This is a genomic window from Peribacillus sp. YIM B13481 (genome assembly GCF_042787985.1).
GTDB classification, from domain to species: Bacteria; Bacillota; Bacilli; order Bacillales; family DSM-1321; genus Peribacillus; species Peribacillus simplex_A.
Genome location: NZ_JBHZPE010000022.1, coordinates 56,395 through 72,168, shown reverse-complemented (window position 1 = coordinate 72,168; position 15,774 = coordinate 56,395). Strand labels below are relative to the sequence as shown.

The window sequence follows — 15,774 nt, the reverse complement described above, 5'->3', positions numbered from 1 at the left end:
GGATTAGCTCAGCTGGGAGAGCATCTGCCTTACAAGCAGAGGGTCGGCGGTTCGATCCCGTCATCCTCCACCATTTTCAATAAAATCAGGTTGTTTCTACATAATGGATTGATTATTCATCCCATTGAAACACTCAACACGAAAACCTGATGCATAATAGCAACATTATTAACGTCGCGGGGTGGAGCAGTCCGGTAGCTCGTCGGGCTCATAACCCGAAGGTCGCAGGTTCAAATCCTGTCCCCGCAATCTATGGTCCCGTGGTGTAGCGGTTAACATGCCTGCCTGTCACGCAGGAGATCGCGGGTTCGATTCCCGTCGGGACCGCCATTTTTATTGCTTGGCTCAGTAGCTCAGTCGGTAGAGCAAAGGACTGAAAATCCTTGTGTCGGCGGTTCGATTCCGTCCTGAGCCACCATAGTAGTGCCGGTGTAGCTCAACTGGTAGAGCAACTGACTTGTAATCAGTAGGTTGGGGGTTCAAGTCCTCTTGCCGGCACCATGTTTCATCCATATGCGGAGGGGTAGCGAAGTGGCTAAACGCGGCGGACTGTAAATCCGCTCCTTAGGGTTCGGCAGTTCGAATCTGCCCCCCTCCACCATCTTACAGGGGTATAGTTTAAAGGTAGAACAGAGGTCTCCAAAACCTCCAGTGTGGGTTCGAGTCCTACTACCCCTGCCAATTTAAATCTTATAATGGCGGTTGTGGCGAAGTGGTTAACGCACCTGATTGTGGTTCAGGCATTCGTGGGTTCGATTCCCATCAGTCGCCCCATTTTTTAACAAATCATGGTATAATGAATACAACGTTAATGGGCTATAGCCAAGCGGTAAGGCAACGGATTTTGATTCCGTCATGCGAAGGTTCGATCCCTTCTAGCCCAGCCATATGCGAAAGTAGTTCAGTGGTAGAATACAACCTTGCCAAGGTTGGGGTCGCGGGTTCGAATCCCGTCTTTCGCTCCAAAAACGTTGGCGGCATAGCCAAGCGGTAAGGCAGAGGTCTGCAAAACCTTTACCACCGGTTCGATTCCGGTTGCCGCCTCCAACATACATGCCGGTGTGGCGGAATTGGCAGACGCGCACGACTCAAAATCGTGTTCCTCTGGAGTGCCGGTTCGACCCCGGCCACCGGTATCACCAATAGCGAATAAACGCTATTACATCAAGCTTCACACTTAATTGTGTGAAGCTTTTTTGTGTTTTCACCCACTACAAAAAATGTACAAATAATGTGCGAGGGTAGTATGCAATGAGTATAAGGGGAAAATTTATTATCAAGCAGGGATAGAAGTAACTGGTGCGAAAGATAATTCCGTGCTGATTCGTCAGACAAAAACTTATTTTAAAAAGTGCTGCCCATCATTGACAAGTTATTCATCAATCAAGATGAAGGAGAATTAAAACAAAGGATCATACAAAACCAATAAAACATTACGGTCTATTATCTGAGATTAAGGGCGTTAGGATTTCATTTCATACGCTTAGGCATCACACGTCAGAGTATTCATTCATAATTTATTTTAACAGCGATAGTTTAGGGAGCGTTTTCTGTGTTACGGTAAAAATAAAAACGAATGGGTCAAGGAGCGCTAACTCTACCATTCGTTCCGAAAGTAATGATTGGCCAATGATTTCAGATTTCAATATTCATAACATTTAGTTCTGCTTCCGTATAGCCAGCAGAGGATAGTGCAATTTCAATTTCTTCAGCAGCCTTATAATCAAATAATTTAAATTTAGACATTAAAGCGAAAGCATTTTGATTTTCAATTGCCAGGGCAACAGCTTCCACGTCTTGTAGTAACTTCAGGTCTTCAATGTAGAATTGAGCGGTTCGCATCGCTAAATACTCATTCTGTGTAGTTGAACTGTAGAAAAGTCTTGTTAAAGTGGCGATTGCGTTAGGAACGAAAATTTTATTCATAATTACCCCTCCATCATTCTCAATATTCTGTCATTAAGATACTTCAAGTATGAGTCACCATAAAAGTATTGTCAATCTTTAGCTGTTAAGCATTTTTGCTCACCAGATGAAAATAGATCTGTATAAAACAGGCGACTTTTCCAAAGGCAAAAATCATTGCACCGAACCGTAGTAAGCGAAAGAATGAATGTTGCTGAGTTTACGAAACGAACCAACTTACATGTGACATGTTGATTTAAGCTAGATTGCTAGGTCTGGTAGAGCATTCAGTAAATAGCTGATTTTAAAAAAAGCCAGTGTCACAAGCGGCACGATTAAGCCGAATGTTTTAGAGTTTTTTTAGAAAATTCTTTCATTGTTGAGATCCTTTCTGTGTTTGAAATTTTCAAAGGGCTTATGAAACAACAGATCCTTATTGACTGTGAAGAAGGCGTGCTTCCACATTACGCAGCTCTCCGTATGAAACACTATCAGCCACAATTACTTGCAATGTTCTCGTAGCTGTCATTCGTTTGTCTGGATGCTTCATTTGTAGATGCTGTTGTATCGCTCGGAAAAGTTCATTATTTTCTGGACGGTTGGCGTTATAGATTTCTTGTAAACTCTTCGATTTTCCCATGGCTTTTCCTACTTTCCATCAAGTGTGAAATACATATGAAAGCTTATGCGATAATATTCGTATGGTCTATATTTCCGTCTGAGCATGTCTAATTCCTTCTTTTTTCAATTAAATCTTCTTTAAAGAACAGTGAAGTTGCTCCTGATTTTTTTACATGGCGTTAGCTTAGCTGTCTTACTGATTGACGGTTGCCCGTATATGTTGTTATTTATCTTTATCTTTAATACGACCAAAGTAATTCAGAATCATGTTCTGCGTAGGAGTGTGTTATTGTGATGTTATACTATCCTGACGGAAAAGGATATTGTGCGGGGGATGTAAGTGGGAAAATGACCCTGCAGAGCATATCGAAAGTTTTGACACTTGCTCTTGTATTAATGGAAAAAGGGGAGGAATATGTGTTTTCCTATGCAGGCAAAGAACCTACTGGTGACCATTTTAATTCGATTACCAAGTTAGAGACAAACAAGCCATCCAAGCCGTTAAACCCGATGATCAATGCAGGAGCATTGACTGTGACCCACATGATTGCAGGTGACAGTGTGAATGAACGATTCAGGCTTATTTTAGATTTTATCCGAGAATTGATGCAAAATCCCACTATTGAGAATGTGGAGGACTTAATCGAATTGTACTCGAAGCAGTGTGCCAATGAAATGGACAGTCAGGATTTGGCGAGGATAGGCTGTGTGCTGGCCATGAATGGGAAAGATTTGTTGACGGGAAAGCAAATCATCCCCGGGGACATTGCCCGAATTTGCAAGACATTCATGGTTACCTGAGAAACAAATCACTCACTTTCACGGCAAAAAAAGGACCTCTGCACATATGGCAAGGGTCTTAAGGTGATCATAACAAGTTGGATAGGAGAGATACTTTTTTATATAATGCATGTACCTCTTTATTCCGATGTTCCCCGATGTCATTTCTTAGGTGGCCTTCCATATCGGTCATTAAATCAGCTAATTTCAATGCCTTTTGCCTATCGGAAATATTGCTTCGAATGATATATTCATATTTTGAATTGTATTCAGTCAGTGACATTTCTTCCGTCCTCCCATAATATCATTAAAGCTGTCCTCTGTTCCTTCATCAGCAATCCCAATGTACTTAAGTGTAATTTTAGGATGTGAATGATTAAGGATCATTTGTAACTCAGCAAGGTCCTTACTTCGTTTATAGTGCCAGTACCCATACGTTTTCCTCATGGTATGGGTACCAACGCCCTCGATGTCCACCATGTCCGCTGCTTTATTAAGCTGTCTGTAGGCTTGTATCTTGCTAATTGGCTTATCGCCCTTGCGTGAGGGGAATAGCCATTCACCATCGATGGTGGCTATATAGGCTGCCAATTCATTACATACATTATTAAGTTGTATTATTCTTGGCTTTTTTGTTTTGCCTTCCTTGATGATGACCTCCATCTTACCTTTAATGTCCTTTATCTTCAGCGATAATAAATCAGACACACGCAAGCCTGTATTGATGCCTAACAAGAACAATATGTAGTCTCTCTCGCTGCAATGTCTCTTCAGTGACCATTTCATATCATTTAATTTTTCCAATGATCTGATAGGTTGAACGTCAATTAAATGTTCTTTTGGCAAATGAGATCACCCTTATTTCGCGCTAATGGAATCAGTGTTTTGAATGTATACTTTTTATTAATTTAAGAGTAACACTTGAAAAGGATGGAAGTCAATGTGAGGTGTATACTGATATTTTTTGGACTGTCCACTTTTAAGGGTTCGAAGTATTTTAGTTGTTTATTCGTATTAAGGTTGAATAATGGCATTAAAAACTTCTGGAACTTGATATAATGAGTCTATAGGAATATTTTTCTAAACTGATGTTTTGATGGATATTTAATAGATGAATTCATTCATTCATTCATTCATTCTGAATTTATTATGCTTTAACAGCAGGGTTGGGAAACCACCATGAAGAGAGGTTTAGTTATATTGAAAAAGTTACTGCCTTTAATGTCAAGGTTGTTTACTATGGCAATTATGGTTGCGGTTTTTTACTGTATGTTCATGTTCGCAGACTTGGAGAATGAAAAGACAGACAGCGGGAGTCATAACGAGCAATCAGTTAATTTTGAAGAGATGAGCGATCAAGAAGAAATGCCAGCAGGTTCTTTGGTGAACTATTGTAAAGATAGCGCTAATGAGAGTCGCGCCTCCAGTTGGTTTGGTATTGAAGAAAACGTTATGGAACCTAGCGAATATACGGTTGAATGCATTGAACACTTGGAATAGCATCAGAGTTCCTATGGATCACCCGTAAATTTGAAATTCAGGACAACAAGGATATCCGGGACGTCGGGGTTTAGCGCAAAGATAAGGACATATTGACTGAATATTATCGTGAGCGGGGGGACATCCAAAGATTTGGCTGGTTGGCTTAATGGAACGGAGCGGAATTAACGGGGAATTTGAAGTGTTTTGGAAAATAAGTCTTTGCTGAAATGATTGGTGACGAACGGGTACAAGCGGGGGAGGCCTATTTGTTGCATATAGAACATTGAAACTAACCTGTTTGGATCTTAATCAAACAGGTTTTTAGTATGAAAGGAAATCCAATGGAAAAAATGGAATAGAATATAATGAAGAATGAAGGAAAATTTTCCACCCCCATATCTTTTTCTCTTTCTGAAACGTTTATAGGGTAGAGGGTGTTGAAGGAGTGAGAAAAATGATAAATAAGTTAAGGGAAGATATTTCTGAAGAAAAGGATAACGATGCGATTTTGCGTGAAGTCTATCCTGAATTGCTTCGGTTTTGCCGATTCCTGACCCAAAATAATTGGGATGGGGATGATTTGGCACAGGAAACGGTATTGAAGGCAATGCAGGGCTATGGAAAGAAAACCGAGATAACAACGGCTTTATTGAAGACGATAGCCCGCCATTCCTGGATTGATACGATACGAAAAAGGAAAAAAGAATCATTAGACGAACTGTTGGATACCGAACAACAGGGATCAGTTGGGGAAAATGCCTTTGAAACGGTTGAATATATAATAAAGTCACTTACCCCGAAACAAGCCGTTGTGTTCCTGTTAAAGGAAGGATTCCTCTATCGGTCAAAAGAAATCTCAGATTATTTGAACACCACGGAAACGGCTGTAAAGGCAATCTTGAACCGTGTGAAAAAGCGTTTTGACGATGACGTTGAAGAGCGCAAGTTGTCTTGTGTGGAAGATTGGCAGGATGAGGAGGAACAGCGGCTCATGTCCCTGATGACACAGGCTTTAAAAGCCCAGAATCCTGATATCCTCATTAGAAGCATTCCATCTTTCAAATCCCTGAACAGTGAATCGATGATTCCTAAACTGATGAATCGTTCGATTCTTTCCAAATCAAGCTTCACTCCTTCAAACACACTCTCAATGGCCGCATAGCCAATATTATTGTTAGGAGGAAGAAGAGATATGACCACCATTCCATATGTAATTGAGCAATCAGGCAAGGGTGAGCGCTCGTATGATATTTATTCCAGACTTCTAAAAGACCGTATCATCATGATTGGGGAAGAAATCACCGATCATTTAGCCAATAGTGTGGTTGCCCAATTGTTATTCTTGGCAGCAGATGCACCTGAGAAGGAAATTACCATCTTCATAAACAGTCCAGGGGGATCGACCAGTGCCGGTTTCGCCATTTATGATACGATGCAATATATTAAGCCTGATATCCGGACTGTATGTACGGGGATGGCTGCATCATTCGGTGCCATGCTTTTATTGGCGGGTACGAAAGGGAAAAGGTGCGCTTTGCCAAATAGTGAAATCATGCTTCATCAACCGCTTGGTGGGGCGAGGGGGCAAGCCACGGAAATTGAAATTTCTGCCCGAAGGATTTTGAAACTAAAGGATCATATCAATCAAATCATCTCGGAAAGGACTGGGCAGCCTATCGAAAAGGTGGCGAAGGACACAGATCGTGATTACTTCTTAAGCGCAATAGAGGCGAAGGATTACGGTATAATCGATGAAATAATCGTTCAGGATAAGTAATCCTGATAAAAACGCCATCAGTAAACTCAAAAATAAGCTGGATGAAAACGAAAAGAAACTGTCGATATCTATATCGGCAGCTTCTTTTTTACCTTCGATATTACTCCATATATTTATTTACAAATCCCCATACCTCGTTCCAATACTTTTTGGATCCACTAATTTAGCTTCATCTCAATGGCCGCATAGCCAATATTATTGTTAGGAGGAAGAAGAGATATGACCACCATTCCATATGTGTGAAAAAATAGAAGGGTGCCAAGGGTGACTATTGAAATCTGAAACTACTGAAATTCTTTTTGAAAAGGGCTGAGAAAAGGATTTTGGATGTCTTCCTTTTCTGGATAGTCCATCCATTTAATATGTTAAAATAAATATTATCTAACATTATCAATATCTTGAGGAAGTTTCAATGAAGAAAACGCAAAAGGTTTTACTTATTAGTGGAATCTTTGTTGTGGCATTATTCGGGTTGGGGATTGCTTCCTTTAAAATCATGGAAAACTCCAATCATTACGAAAAAGCACAACTGGAGATCGAAGCCAGGGAAACCAAAGAACAAATTGAAAGAGAAAGAGAGGATGTTAAAATCACAGCCCAAAGGGAAGCGAAAGCTAAAGCGGCGGAACTTGAAGCGAAAACAGCGATATATGCTGGGATTGAATTTGAAACAGGACTTGATGAAGACTCAACCGAAACGGAAGTCATGGACGTCATGCATAAAATGACTCATCAAAAAGTTCGATCGCAAGATAAATGGGGAGCTATACCAATGTCCCCTAAGATTATAGAAGAGGTTTATAAAATAGTGGATTTAAGTGATTTTCAGTATAGAGATAGATTGCTCGGCATTGCTGCCAGGTGGGGGGACTTTAATTTTAGCACGATCGTTCAGGACCATAACTTCTTTTGGAAAGCCAAAGAAGGCACCGTTGGAAAAGCCCATGGCACATTAAGTGCGGCAGAAGAGATTGAATTCATTGAAGTGAATTTTAAGTGAGGCCATTTGCAGGGAAGTATTGAATATATCAGAGGGCGAGTTGATAAGACCTGTTCAATAAAGAAAACACTTAAACCTCCTGCAATAAGGCCAGTTCCTCAGGAGGTTTGAGTGTTTACCATTCAACTCAGTCATTCGCTTATGGGGAAGTCAAGCAATGGAATTTTTCACTCCATACAGGAGTTTTATTTCTTAATAACAAGTTTGCTTGACTCGTTCTCCTTGTTTACGGGTACGTCTTTACCTACTGTGACCCTGCGAACGACGCGGTGCTGATCCCCGTAATCGGCAATAGCGTAATGCTGCGTGGCTAGGTTATCCCAAATGACCACGTCCCCTTCACTCCATTGCCAACGCACGGTATTTTCTAAGCGAGTGACGTATGAATCGAAGATACTTAATAATCTTTCAGATTCACTTGTTGTATATCCTTCCACTCTTCCAGCAAAGCCACCTAATAACAAATGCCTTTTTCCGGTTTCTGCGTGCACATGAACGACTGGGTGCCTTGTTTTATAAATGGTCGATTCGAATATATCACGATATTTCTTTTTAACCTCATCATCAATGTTTTCGGCTGGTTTGAATTGTGCATAATCATATTCATTTGTATGGATCGCCCATAGTCCATCCGCTAATTTCTTCAATCCATCCGGCAGGTCCTCATATGCTTTATTGGTATTTGCCCAAACTGTATCCCCGCCAACATCAGGGATGGTTACACCTCTTAAAACAGAGTATTTAGGAACTTCTGGTACAAAAGTGACATCAGTATGCCAATGGTTTGCTTTAGCACCTCGTTCGGAATCAAGTTCGAAGATATAGTTAGTATTGTCTTTGACCGGTACTGTAGGATGTGCATAAGGTTCACCCAATAGTTTTGCAAATGCTTCTTGGGTGGCATCGTCCAAATGGTTTTGACCTTTGAAGAATACGACTTTATGATCGTTTAACGCTTGTTTGATTTCACTTAAAATAGCTAAATCCAAGGCTCCGCTTAATTGGACACCTTGAATTTCCGCTCCAATTCTTCCTGTTACGGGTACCACTTTTAATTGTTGTGTTTTAGTTTCCGTCATAATCAATCTCCTCCTGTAAGGTATGTTTTTTTATTTTTTAAAGGCTTCATCAATGTATTCATTGTGGATCTGGTTTTTAAAATTAAATGATTTCTTGATATAACCCACACCAGCTAAAGTATTGATTGATTCTTGTTGTGCTTTGATGGCATCTTCGGTAAAGAAGATATTTGGTTCTTCGGCCGTTATTATTGTCCTGACTGTGCTCACAGGCAATTTAGTTTCTTTGGAATAAATTTCAGATGCTTCATCTGGATTTTCAATTTGCCAATCGGCAGCTTTTTTATAAACCTTTAAATAGGCCTCTACAATTTCTGGATGTGCTTTTGCAAATCCGTTACGTGCAATGATTGCACCGGGAGCCAATATTTTTCCCTTTACATTAAGTGCGACTGCATTCCCTTTTTCAATATTATTAAGGTAATAAGGGTTCCATATCGCCCAGGCGTCCAATTGTTTGGTTTCAAAAGCGGATTGAGCATCATCCGGTTGTAAATTGATGAGTTTAATATCATCAGTCGTTAAACCATGTGCTTTCAATGCCTTGATTAAATAAACATGACCTGTTGTCCCGGAGGCAACACCGACCGTTTTTCCCTTTAAGTCTTCAATTTGCTTTATGTCACCTTCTGGCTGAGCCAGGATCCGGACAGATGACTCACCTCGACCTGTTTGTGCAATCACTTCAAATGGCAGATTCTTATCAATTCCGGCAATCAGTGCACCATCCCCTAAAAAAGATAGGTCGACCCGATTGGAAGCGAGGGATTCCAAAAGCGGGGGGCCACTCGGGAATTCACTCCACACGATTTGGGCATCCAGTTTAGAAAACTCTTCGTCGAATAATCCCTTTTCCTTTGCAATGACCAATGGCCCCATCTTGCCATTTAAGGCAATATGAACTTTAAGTGGATCGCTTTTCCCCGAAGCTTTGCCGGCATCGGAATTACAACCTGCCAATACAGCAATGCTAATGATGGCAAGTAATACTGCAGTTAACTTGTTACGATATTCCTTCATGAATTCCCTCCTTTTTTATTACACTTACCACATCTGGATAGTCAGATTAATAAAAAAAAGAGATTCAACGAAGAGTATGTCGGGGTACTCTTCATTGAATCTCCGGTAGTCCAGTTGATTCACATGACCTTTAATTGGTTTTTTGTGATGCGGATTTGTGTATGAATGCATCTTAACAGCTGTTAGAATAATCTGTCAATTATTTTTTGATTAATCCGATAAAATAAATTGGTATTATTTGTTGATTATAAATAATCGATAAGTTAATATAAAATGAAATATTGAATCGACTAGTTAACTAGAGATTCAGCAAAGGGACAATATGTGCCTTATTGCTGGATCTCTATTTTTTTTATTTGAGAAAGGGTGAGGATATTGGTAGCGACGTTAGAAATTAATCATGTAAGCAAAACATTTAAGAATGATAATGAAAGTGTCCATGTTTTGGATAATTTAAATCTGAGCGTCAAAAATGGTGAGTTCGTCACCATCATTGGTCCGAGTGGATGCGGGAAAAGCACATTATTAAAGCTGATCGCAGGACTTGATTCAGACTTTGACGGCGAGATCATTGCAGGTGATCATGCGGTTAGCGCCCCTTCTAAAGACCGTGGTTTCATTTTTCAGGAGCACCGCTTATTTCCATGGCTAAACGTTGAGAAAAATATTGCAGGTAACCTTCCATTAAAAAAACCGGACATTAGAAAAAGGGTGGATGATTTAATTTCACTTGTTAAGCTAAAAGGATTTGAAAAGGGATATCCACGCCAATTATCCGGTGGAATGTCGCAGCGTGTTGCCATTGCGAGGGCCTTATTACGTAATCCTGAAGTTTTATTGCTGGATGAGCCATTCGGTGCATTGGATGCTTTCACGCGAACGCATCTTCAAGAGGCTTTGCTAGAAATATGGGAGAAGAATATGACAACGATGGTGCTTGTCACCCATGATATTGATGAATCCATCTTTTTATCGAGCAAAGTGGTAGTCATGGAGGCAAAGCCTGGACGGATTAAAGCTATCGTTCCAATTGATTTACCATATCCAAGAAAACGAACAAGCAAAGCGTTTCAGGAATTCAGGACCGTCATTTTAACCCAACTTGATCATCATCCTGAAGAAAGGGAAGATTGGAGCATTTAATTAATTTTTGAAAAAAGGAAGGATGAAAAATATGTCTACAGAGACCGTTGCTCAAAACAAGCCGCTTGTCATAAGGAAAACGAAAAAACAATCCAAACTTGCCAAATCAGCATTGCGGGGTTCGTTCCTTCCCGTTGTCGTGTTGATTGCATGGCAATCATTAGGTTCGGTTGGCATCCTGCCTGCCCAATTATTCTCATCACCTTTATTGATCGTCACGACTTTCATTGATCTCGTTCAGTCAGGGGAAATGGGCATGCATTTACAAATCAGTTTAACGCGGGCTCTTCTTGGCTTTGCATTAGGTGGTTTTTTAGGCTTATTGCTAGGAGTCATCGTTGGCATGCAAAAAAAATCCGAAGAATATCTTAACCCAAGCATTCAAATGTTACGAACAGTTCCATTACTTGCGATTACCCCTTTATTCATTATGTGGTTCGGGTTTGGTGAACTATCCAAAGTGCTGCTTATTGCTTTAGGTGCTTTTTTTCCTCTATATTTACAAACCTTTTTGGGCCTTCGGAATGTGGATAAAAAACTATACGATGTTGCCCGAATCTTAGAGTTTGGCCGTCTGGAGCAAATAACGAAGCTGATGATTCCGGCAGCTTTACCGAACATATTGCTTGGTATCCGTTTAGCCTTAAGTGCTGCTTGGATGTGCCTGGTCGTAGCTGAATTATTGGGTGCGGATAGAGGAGTGGGCTTCATGATCCAGGATGCCCGTTCATTCATGCAAACGGACGTCGTATTCGTAGGCATCATCATTTTTGCCCTCGCTGGCAAAATCTCCGATTCGTTTGTCCGCTTATTAGAAAATCATTTACTGAAATGGCAAGATAGTTTTAAAGCCTAATTGAAAAGGATGACCGCCCGGTTTTGGGAGGTCATCCTTTTTCTTGTTTGGTAATGTATGTTTAATCTATTTCTCTATGTAAGGGCAAATAAATAGTGAAGGATGTTCCTTTGTTCAATTCGCTCTGCACCACGATTTTCCCTTTGTATTTTTGAACGATGGAATAACAAACGGTCAGGCCGATACCAGTTCCCCTATCTTTAAGCGAATAGAATGGGGTGCCGAGTATTTCAAGCTGTTCTTTGGAAAGACCTATTCCTGTATCCGTTATTCGGATTTTTGCCATAGTGCGTTCCTTCTCTGTTTCCACCTTGATGAAACCGGGATTGTTCATCGACTCAATTCCATTTTTCATGATATTGACCAGTATCTGTTTAAGCTCGATCGGATTCATATTGATTTGTAGGTCATCACGGAAATCAAGTTGAAAGCCTATGTTTCGATTATTGGCGAAACTGGATAATAGATCGGAAATCTTTTGGATTTCATAATTTAAAGGAATGACCTGAATATTATCCGTTTGCGGTTTTGCCAAAGACAAATAGTCATTGATTATCACTTGTGTATATTCAAGTTCTGTAAGCATGGTCTGCACATAAAATTTTTCCGTCTCATTCAGTTCCTTCTCTTGATCTAATAACTGGGCAAACCCCTTCACGACTGTAATGGGATTTCGTATCTCATGTGCAATGGTGGCTGCTAGCTGACCGACTGAGTTCAATTGCTTGGCCTGTTGGATCTCCTTATGGAATGCATTAGTGGATTCCATCCTATTGTTGGTTCCTATGAACACAAATACCAATATGATTTGTATAGCGATGAAATTAATCGTATTGCCGAAACTATCCAAAGAAACATACTCATAAGTGTATTTAAGATCCGTTTGCGAAATGATCAAGATGGAAGCAGGACCTAATATGATATTTAAAGCGGCGACAATATAAAATCCGATTTTATCAAAGAGAAAAATGGGAATCAAGGGTGCTATAGCAAAAAAAGCCAGCATAATTGCGGTATCTGGAAAAATCCAGAATTTGCTATATATATAAACAGTAATTAAAGAAATGAATAGGGTTTTATAGAAATTGACTTCTGTTTTTAAGAAAAACAACAGAGAGATTATCATCCCCGATATTAAAATGACCTGAAATGTCATATCGTAGGGGTTATCTTTCCAACTTATAGGTGATATGGAAATCCCAACTAATAGTAAAAAGGATATCATTGCCATGAATGCCTTCAGTATAAATCGGTGTTTGTTTTGATAATATTGATAATTTTTTAACATAATTCCCCTTAATATAAATATTCTGTTTGTTTAATAGTAATCTGATACTAGTTTTTTGTAAATCAGAAAAAAATAGATCTTGTCAACATATGTAACAAATCCTTCCAGATCAAGCAGATATGGATGATGGGGAGGCGAATGGAATGGGTTCATGGAATTGGATTGAGCATAACGAACTACACGAAGGACTTGCAAGTAATTTGTTTCATGGGGGTTTTTACCCATTTTAACTAATATATTATTTCTTTACACTATATTTGCTGTAGATTCACATTCCCCTTCTAAAATGGTGGTAATAATAGGAAGGGGATAGGGGAAAATGAAAACGAATATAAAGAAATTCGGTTTATGCATGATGAGTGCGGCTTTTATATTGCAGGCTACTTCCATGGGGACCTCAGCAGCAAATGAAGATCATTCGAATTCATCTATTTATGAGAAGAAAATTGTGAATATCGCACATCGAGGAGCTTCCGGTTATGCTCCTGAACATACCATACCCGCATATCAATTGGGAGAACAAATGAAAGGCGACTACATAGAAATCGATCTTCAGATGACAAAGGATGGAAGATTGATAGCGATGCATGATGAAAAGGTGGATCGTACAACGAATGGTACAGGTCTAGTGAAAGACTTAACTCTGGCAGAAATCAAAAAACTCGATGCCGGTACATGGTTCAATGAAAAATATCCGCAATTGGCAAAAAAGAAATATGAAGGGGTAACGGTACCCACTCTTGAAGAAGTCTTTATGAAATTCGGCAGGCAGGCCAATTACTATATTGAAACAAAGTCTCCTGATGTATATCCAGGAATGGAAGAAGAACTTCTGCAAGTTCTGAAAGAAAATAAAATGGTGGATTCAAAAGGCCGTACCAAAAATGTACTTATACAATCGTTCAGTCAAGAAAGCCTTTTGAAGGTTCATGACATGAATCCAAATTTACCGCTTGTGCAGCTTTTTTCTTATAAGAACCAAGCAACCATTTCTGATGAAGAATTGGAATCCATTAATGAATATGCCATTGGAGTGGGTCCGAACTTCAATAAGGTGGACGGACAATATGTGAAGATGGTTCGAAATCATGACCTTCAATTCCATCCCTATACAGTAAATGAAAGAGCGGACATGAAAAAAGCTCTAGAATGGGGTGCAACGGGGCTGTTTACGAATTATCCCGATGTATTTAACGAGGTTCTTAGAGAGTATAAGCATGAAAAGCACAATGACAATGTGAATTTATAAGGTTACTAAATAGGTGTTTCATAGGTGAGCCCCGGTTTTCCGGGGCTTTTTTTATATGAACCGGATTCAACTTAATGAAGGGCAATTAATCCTTGGGAGAATTAAGTGTTCATAGGCTTAGTAAACTTTGTTGGCGGTTATATCAAGAATACCTTAGGAGGTTGATTATGAAGGCTGTAACTTTTCAAGGTGCAAAAGACATATAGGTAAAACAAGTAGAAGATCCGAAATTTCAGCAAAAGGATGAAGCTTATCAAATCTTTTATGGTCACGAAGATGAATTCATTGATTGGTGCTAAACTCCTAATGGGAAGGTGATTTTAAAAAACAATGCATCGATCTGCATGGGCTTTTTTATTAGGGACACAAATAGATTGAAATTATTGTTATATTATGGATATCGTATAAAAAAGGTGAAAAAAGATGAATGATCATTATGCGCGTGAACTGAAGAATATCAGGATTACACTGATTTTCTTGACTATTATCGTTGCTTTTGTTTCAGGTGGATCCGGGAATGTGACGATTGATCCTATGAATGATGGAGGGTATAATGTGTATCCTCAGGCCAGTTATTCCAATATGGTCGATGGGAAATGGACTTTTTGGCGTGTTGACTGGCAGTACAGATTTAAGCGGAGATGAAACATTCAAAATCTATTATTATGATAGGGAAAAAGATGAGTTGATCTTCAAAAAAGCAAAGATGCTAAGTGATCTTGAATAAGGGTTATTAGTAAGGCAATGAAGTATTATATTATATAATGATAGTAAATAAAAGGAGGGTGTTCAGATGGTATTTAATTCGGCAGCGGAACTTTGTGATGGGATTGAGGTAATGTACCCTTCCTTTCACGTCCAAATGACGATAGAAATCGTCGATAAGAGATTTGGGCCTGTAAGGGCGGAAGCAGAGATTGCCATCAAGCCTGTCAAGTCAAAGGAATATCTAGAAGTATTTGTGGAAGAACTGGAATCGGAGCATATTTTTGCTGATGAAAATGGCAGTATATATGGCAGCTTCGGCATCGATCAAAGCATCCAGATTTATGATGAAGTCCTAACTACCATTCCATTCGAAGAGTTAATCGGAAAAGAAAACTGGAAAGATGTGGTGGGTGTATCCATCACGGAGGATATGCTAAAAGAACAGCTGGAAAAAGCCCTCAATGATTATCAATTCAGTGATTTGAGCGGAAAATATAAATTCAGGAAAAGATGCACGATTACTGAACTCCAATTTTTGAAGTAAAAAAAAATGGAGAAGGTAAAAAGCCTTCTCTATTTTCATTATTCTTGGATCATATTAAAGCTGTTTTGGTTAGCATAACAAGCCTTCTTTCTTCGTATTCGGTCCCATCTATCCATATCAGGTAAACCCTATACACTCCTTATTCTCGTCCTTTAACTAAGAACATCTTCGCATTATGTTTACATCAGATAAAAGTAAGTTCGGCATTGGTTAAAAACATATTCCCATCAAATATCTATTATTAAAAAAATCCACTTTTTTGAATGCGATGGTAAGTATGAATGAAATCGCATCAGACTGTGAAATATGGTTCTATATTTTT

16 protein-coding genes, 11 tRNA genes and 1 pseudogene are annotated in these 15,774 nt (G+C 39.5%); 21 read left to right on the top strand and 7 right to left on the bottom strand.

Going from position 1 to position 15,774, the window contains the following annotated elements:
* Window positions 1–175 precede the first annotated feature (175 nt).
* From ACFX4X_RS14245 to ACFX4X_RS14195, 11 genes are all read left to right on the top strand, one after another.
* Window positions 176–249: transfer RNA gene (locus tag ACFX4X_RS14245), tRNA-Met, on the top strand.
* Between the two features lie 5 nt (window positions 250–254).
* Window positions 255–330: transfer RNA gene (locus ACFX4X_RS14240), tRNA-Asp, on the top strand.
* A 12-nt stretch (window positions 331–342) separates the two neighbouring features.
* Window positions 343–418 (top strand) — tRNA-Phe (locus ACFX4X_RS14235).
* Between the two features lie 7 nt (window positions 419–425).
* Window positions 426–501: transfer RNA gene (locus ACFX4X_RS14230), tRNA-Thr, on the top strand.
* Window positions 502–517: 16 nt separating this feature from the next.
* Window positions 518–601, top strand: a tRNA-Tyr gene (locus ACFX4X_RS14225).
* A 6-nt stretch (window positions 602–607) separates the two neighbouring features.
* A tRNA-Trp gene (locus tag ACFX4X_RS14220) sits at window positions 608–681 on the top strand.
* A 17-nt stretch (window positions 682–698) separates the two neighbouring features.
* Window positions 699–774: transfer RNA gene (locus ACFX4X_RS14215), tRNA-His, on the top strand.
* Window positions 775–812: 38 nt separating this feature from the next.
* Window positions 813–887, top strand: a tRNA-Gln gene (locus ACFX4X_RS14210).
* Between the two features lie 3 nt (window positions 888–890).
* Window positions 891–965, top strand: a tRNA-Gly gene (locus ACFX4X_RS14205).
* Between the two features lie 8 nt (window positions 966–973).
* Window positions 974–1,047, top strand: a tRNA-Cys gene (locus ACFX4X_RS14200).
* Between the two features lie 8 nt (window positions 1,048–1,055).
* Window positions 1,056–1,136: transfer RNA gene (locus ACFX4X_RS14195), tRNA-Leu, on the top strand.
* A 499-nt stretch (window positions 1,137–1,635) separates the two neighbouring features.
* Here ACFX4X_RS14195 and ACFX4X_RS14190 read toward each other — a convergent pair.
* Complete coding sequence (locus ACFX4X_RS14190) at window positions 1,636–1,926, bottom strand: hypothetical protein (RefSeq protein ID WP_061461756.1); 291 nt, start codon at window positions 1,924–1,926, stop codon at window positions 1,636–1,638.
* A 412-nt stretch (window positions 1,927–2,338) separates the two neighbouring features.
* On the bottom strand, window positions 2,339–2,545 hold the full coding sequence (locus ACFX4X_RS14185) for a hypothetical protein (protein WP_284471714.1): 207 nt from the start codon (window positions 2,543–2,545) through the stop codon (window positions 2,339–2,341).
* Between the two features lie 272 nt (window positions 2,546–2,817).
* On the opposite strand from ACFX4X_RS14185, the pseudogene ACFX4X_RS14180 reads away from it, so the two are divergent.
* Window positions 2,818–3,324: pseudogene (locus ACFX4X_RS14180) on the top strand (glutaminase); the annotation flags it as partial.
* A gap of 70 nt (window positions 3,325–3,394) precedes the next feature.
* Here ACFX4X_RS14180 and ACFX4X_RS14175 read toward each other — a convergent pair.
* Together ACFX4X_RS14175 and ACFX4X_RS14170 are read right to left on the bottom strand one after the other, a co-directional pair.
* Window positions 3,395–3,589 (bottom strand): hypothetical protein, encoded by a 195-nt coding sequence (locus tag ACFX4X_RS14175; protein WP_377384332.1) that lies wholly within the window; start codon window positions 3,587–3,589, stop codon window positions 3,395–3,397.
* The gene (locus ACFX4X_RS14170) at window positions 3,580–4,092 is read right to left on the bottom strand and encodes a tyrosine-type recombinase/integrase (protein ID WP_284472125.1); all 513 of its coding nucleotides are present in this window, start codon (window positions 4,090–4,092) and stop codon (window positions 3,580–3,582) included. The genes ACFX4X_RS14175 and ACFX4X_RS14170 overlap by 10 nt, the downstream gene beginning before the upstream one ends.
* Window positions 4,093–4,545: 453 nt before the next feature.
* On the opposite strand from ACFX4X_RS14170, the gene ACFX4X_RS14165 reads away from it, so the two are divergent.
* The 4 genes from ACFX4X_RS14165 (at window position 4,546) to ACFX4X_RS14150 (ending at window position 7,565) form a co-directional block, all read left to right on the top strand.
* Window positions 4,546–4,806 (top strand): hypothetical protein, encoded by a 261-nt coding sequence (locus ACFX4X_RS14165; protein ID WP_089363497.1) that lies wholly within the window; start codon window positions 4,546–4,548, stop codon window positions 4,804–4,806.
* A 436-nt stretch (window positions 4,807–5,242) separates the two neighbouring features.
* Window positions 5,243–5,950 carry a sigma-70 family RNA polymerase sigma factor gene (locus ACFX4X_RS14160; protein ID WP_377384330.1) on the top strand — a complete coding sequence of 236 codons (708 nt, stop codon included), beginning with the start codon at window positions 5,243–5,245 and terminating at the stop codon, window positions 5,948–5,950.
* A 30-nt stretch (window positions 5,951–5,980) separates the two neighbouring features.
* Window positions 5,981–6,565 carry an ATP-dependent Clp endopeptidase proteolytic subunit ClpP gene (gene clpP, locus ACFX4X_RS14155; RefSeq protein ID WP_061461763.1) on the top strand — a complete coding sequence of 195 codons (585 nt, stop codon included), beginning with the start codon at window positions 5,981–5,983 and terminating at the stop codon, window positions 6,563–6,565.
* A 412-nt stretch (window positions 6,566–6,977) separates the two neighbouring features.
* Window positions 6,978–7,565: a DUF6241 domain-containing protein gene (locus tag ACFX4X_RS14150; protein ID WP_377384328.1), complete on the top strand. Its 588-nt coding sequence runs from the start codon at window positions 6,978–6,980 to the stop codon at window positions 7,563–7,565.
* 185 nt (window positions 7,566–7,750) lie between these two features.
* Here ACFX4X_RS14150 and ACFX4X_RS14145 read toward each other — a convergent pair whose 3' ends face one another.
* Window positions 7,751–8,644: a TauD/TfdA dioxygenase family protein gene (locus ACFX4X_RS14145; protein WP_377384326.1), complete on the bottom strand. Its 894-nt coding sequence runs from the start codon at window positions 8,642–8,644 to the stop codon at window positions 7,751–7,753.
* Between the two features lie 30 nt (window positions 8,645–8,674).
* Window positions 8,675–9,664, bottom strand: coding sequence for an aliphatic sulfonate ABC transporter substrate-binding protein (locus tag ACFX4X_RS14140; protein WP_377384324.1), 990 nt, complete (start codon window positions 9,662–9,664; stop codon window positions 8,675–8,677).
* Window positions 9,665–10,036: 372 nt separating this feature from the next.
* Between ACFX4X_RS14140 and ACFX4X_RS14135 the strand changes: the two genes are divergently transcribed.
* Together ACFX4X_RS14135 and ACFX4X_RS14130 are read left to right on the top strand one after the other, a co-directional pair.
* Window positions 10,037–10,807, top strand: coding sequence for an ABC transporter ATP-binding protein (locus ACFX4X_RS14135; protein WP_377384337.1), 771 nt, complete (start codon window positions 10,037–10,039; stop codon window positions 10,805–10,807).
* Window positions 10,808–10,829: 22 nt separating this feature from the next.
* A complete protein-coding gene (locus ACFX4X_RS14130) occupies window positions 10,830–11,663 on the top strand; it encodes an ABC transporter permease (RefSeq protein ID WP_377384322.1) in 834 nt (277 codons plus the stop codon).
* A 61-nt stretch (window positions 11,664–11,724) separates the two neighbouring features.
* Here the strand turns inward: ACFX4X_RS14130 and ACFX4X_RS14125 are convergent, their stop codons facing one another.
* The gene (locus tag ACFX4X_RS14125) at window positions 11,725–12,951 is read right to left on the bottom strand and encodes an ATP-binding protein (RefSeq protein WP_377384320.1); all 1,227 of its coding nucleotides are present in this window, start codon (window positions 12,949–12,951) and stop codon (window positions 11,725–11,727) included.
* Window positions 12,952–13,270: 319 nt separating this feature from the next.
* Between ACFX4X_RS14125 and ACFX4X_RS14120 the strand changes: the two genes are divergently transcribed.
* The 3 genes from ACFX4X_RS14120 to ACFX4X_RS14110 all read left to right on the top strand — a co-directional run bounded on the left by ACFX4X_RS14120 (window position 13,271) and on the right by ACFX4X_RS14110 (window position 15,452).
* Complete coding sequence (locus ACFX4X_RS14120; protein WP_377384318.1) at window positions 13,271–14,200, top strand: glycerophosphodiester phosphodiesterase; 930 nt, start codon at window positions 13,271–13,273, stop codon at window positions 14,198–14,200.
* A 423-nt stretch (window positions 14,201–14,623) separates the two neighbouring features.
* Window positions 14,624–14,845: a hypothetical protein gene (locus ACFX4X_RS14115; protein WP_284471707.1), complete on the top strand. Its 222-nt coding sequence runs from the start codon at window positions 14,624–14,626 to the stop codon at window positions 14,843–14,845.
* Between the two features lie 148 nt (window positions 14,846–14,993).
* Window positions 14,994–15,452 carry a hypothetical protein gene (locus ACFX4X_RS14110; RefSeq protein ID WP_284471706.1) on the top strand — a complete coding sequence of 153 codons (459 nt, stop codon included), beginning with the start codon at window positions 14,994–14,996 and terminating at the stop codon, window positions 15,450–15,452.
* Window positions 15,453–15,774: the final 322 nt, after the last annotated feature.

Coding starts and splice junctions, on each gene's coding strand:
- ACFX4X_RS14190 (WP_061461756.1), bottom strand. CDS start 1,926: ATGAATAAAATTTTCGTTCCTAACGCAATCGCCACTTTAACAAGACTT.
- ACFX4X_RS14185 (WP_284471714.1), bottom strand. CDS start 2,545: ATGGGAAAATCGAAGAGTTTACAAGAAATCTATAACGCCAACCGTCCA.
- ACFX4X_RS14175 (WP_377384332.1), bottom strand. CDS start 3,589: ATGTCACTGACTGAATACAATTCAAAATATGAATATATCATTCGAAGC.
- ACFX4X_RS14170 (WP_284472125.1), bottom strand. CDS start 4,092: ATGAAATGGTCACTGAAGAGACATTGCAGCGAGAGAGACTACATATTG.
- ACFX4X_RS14165 (WP_089363497.1), top strand. CDS start 4,546: ATGGCAATTATGGTTGCGGTTTTTTACTGTATGTTCATGTTCGCAGAC.
- ACFX4X_RS14160 (WP_377384330.1), top strand. CDS start 5,243: ATGATAAATAAGTTAAGGGAAGATATTTCTGAAGAAAAGGATAACGAT.
- clpP (WP_061461763.1), top strand. CDS start 5,981: ATGACCACCATTCCATATGTAATTGAGCAATCAGGCAAGGGTGAGCGC.
- ACFX4X_RS14150 (WP_377384328.1), top strand. CDS start 6,978: ATGAAGAAAACGCAAAAGGTTTTACTTATTAGTGGAATCTTTGTTGTG.
- ACFX4X_RS14145 (WP_377384326.1), bottom strand. CDS start 8,644: ATGACGGAAACTAAAACACAACAATTAAAAGTGGTACCCGTAACAGGA.
- ACFX4X_RS14140 (WP_377384324.1), bottom strand. CDS start 9,664: ATGAAGGAATATCGTAACAAGTTAACTGCAGTATTACTTGCCATCATT.
- ACFX4X_RS14130 (WP_377384322.1), top strand. CDS start 10,830: ATGAAAAATATGTCTACAGAGACCGTTGCTCAAAACAAGCCGCTTGTC.
- ACFX4X_RS14125 (WP_377384320.1), bottom strand. CDS start 12,951: ATGTTAAAAAATTATCAATATTATCAAAACAAACACCGATTTATACTG.
- ACFX4X_RS14120 (WP_377384318.1), top strand. CDS start 13,271: ATGAAAACGAATATAAAGAAATTCGGTTTATGCATGATGAGTGCGGCT.
- ACFX4X_RS14115 (WP_284471707.1), top strand. CDS start 14,624: ATGAATGATCATTATGCGCGTGAACTGAAGAATATCAGGATTACACTG.
- ACFX4X_RS14110 (WP_284471706.1), top strand. CDS start 14,994: ATGGTATTTAATTCGGCAGCGGAACTTTGTGATGGGATTGAGGTAATG.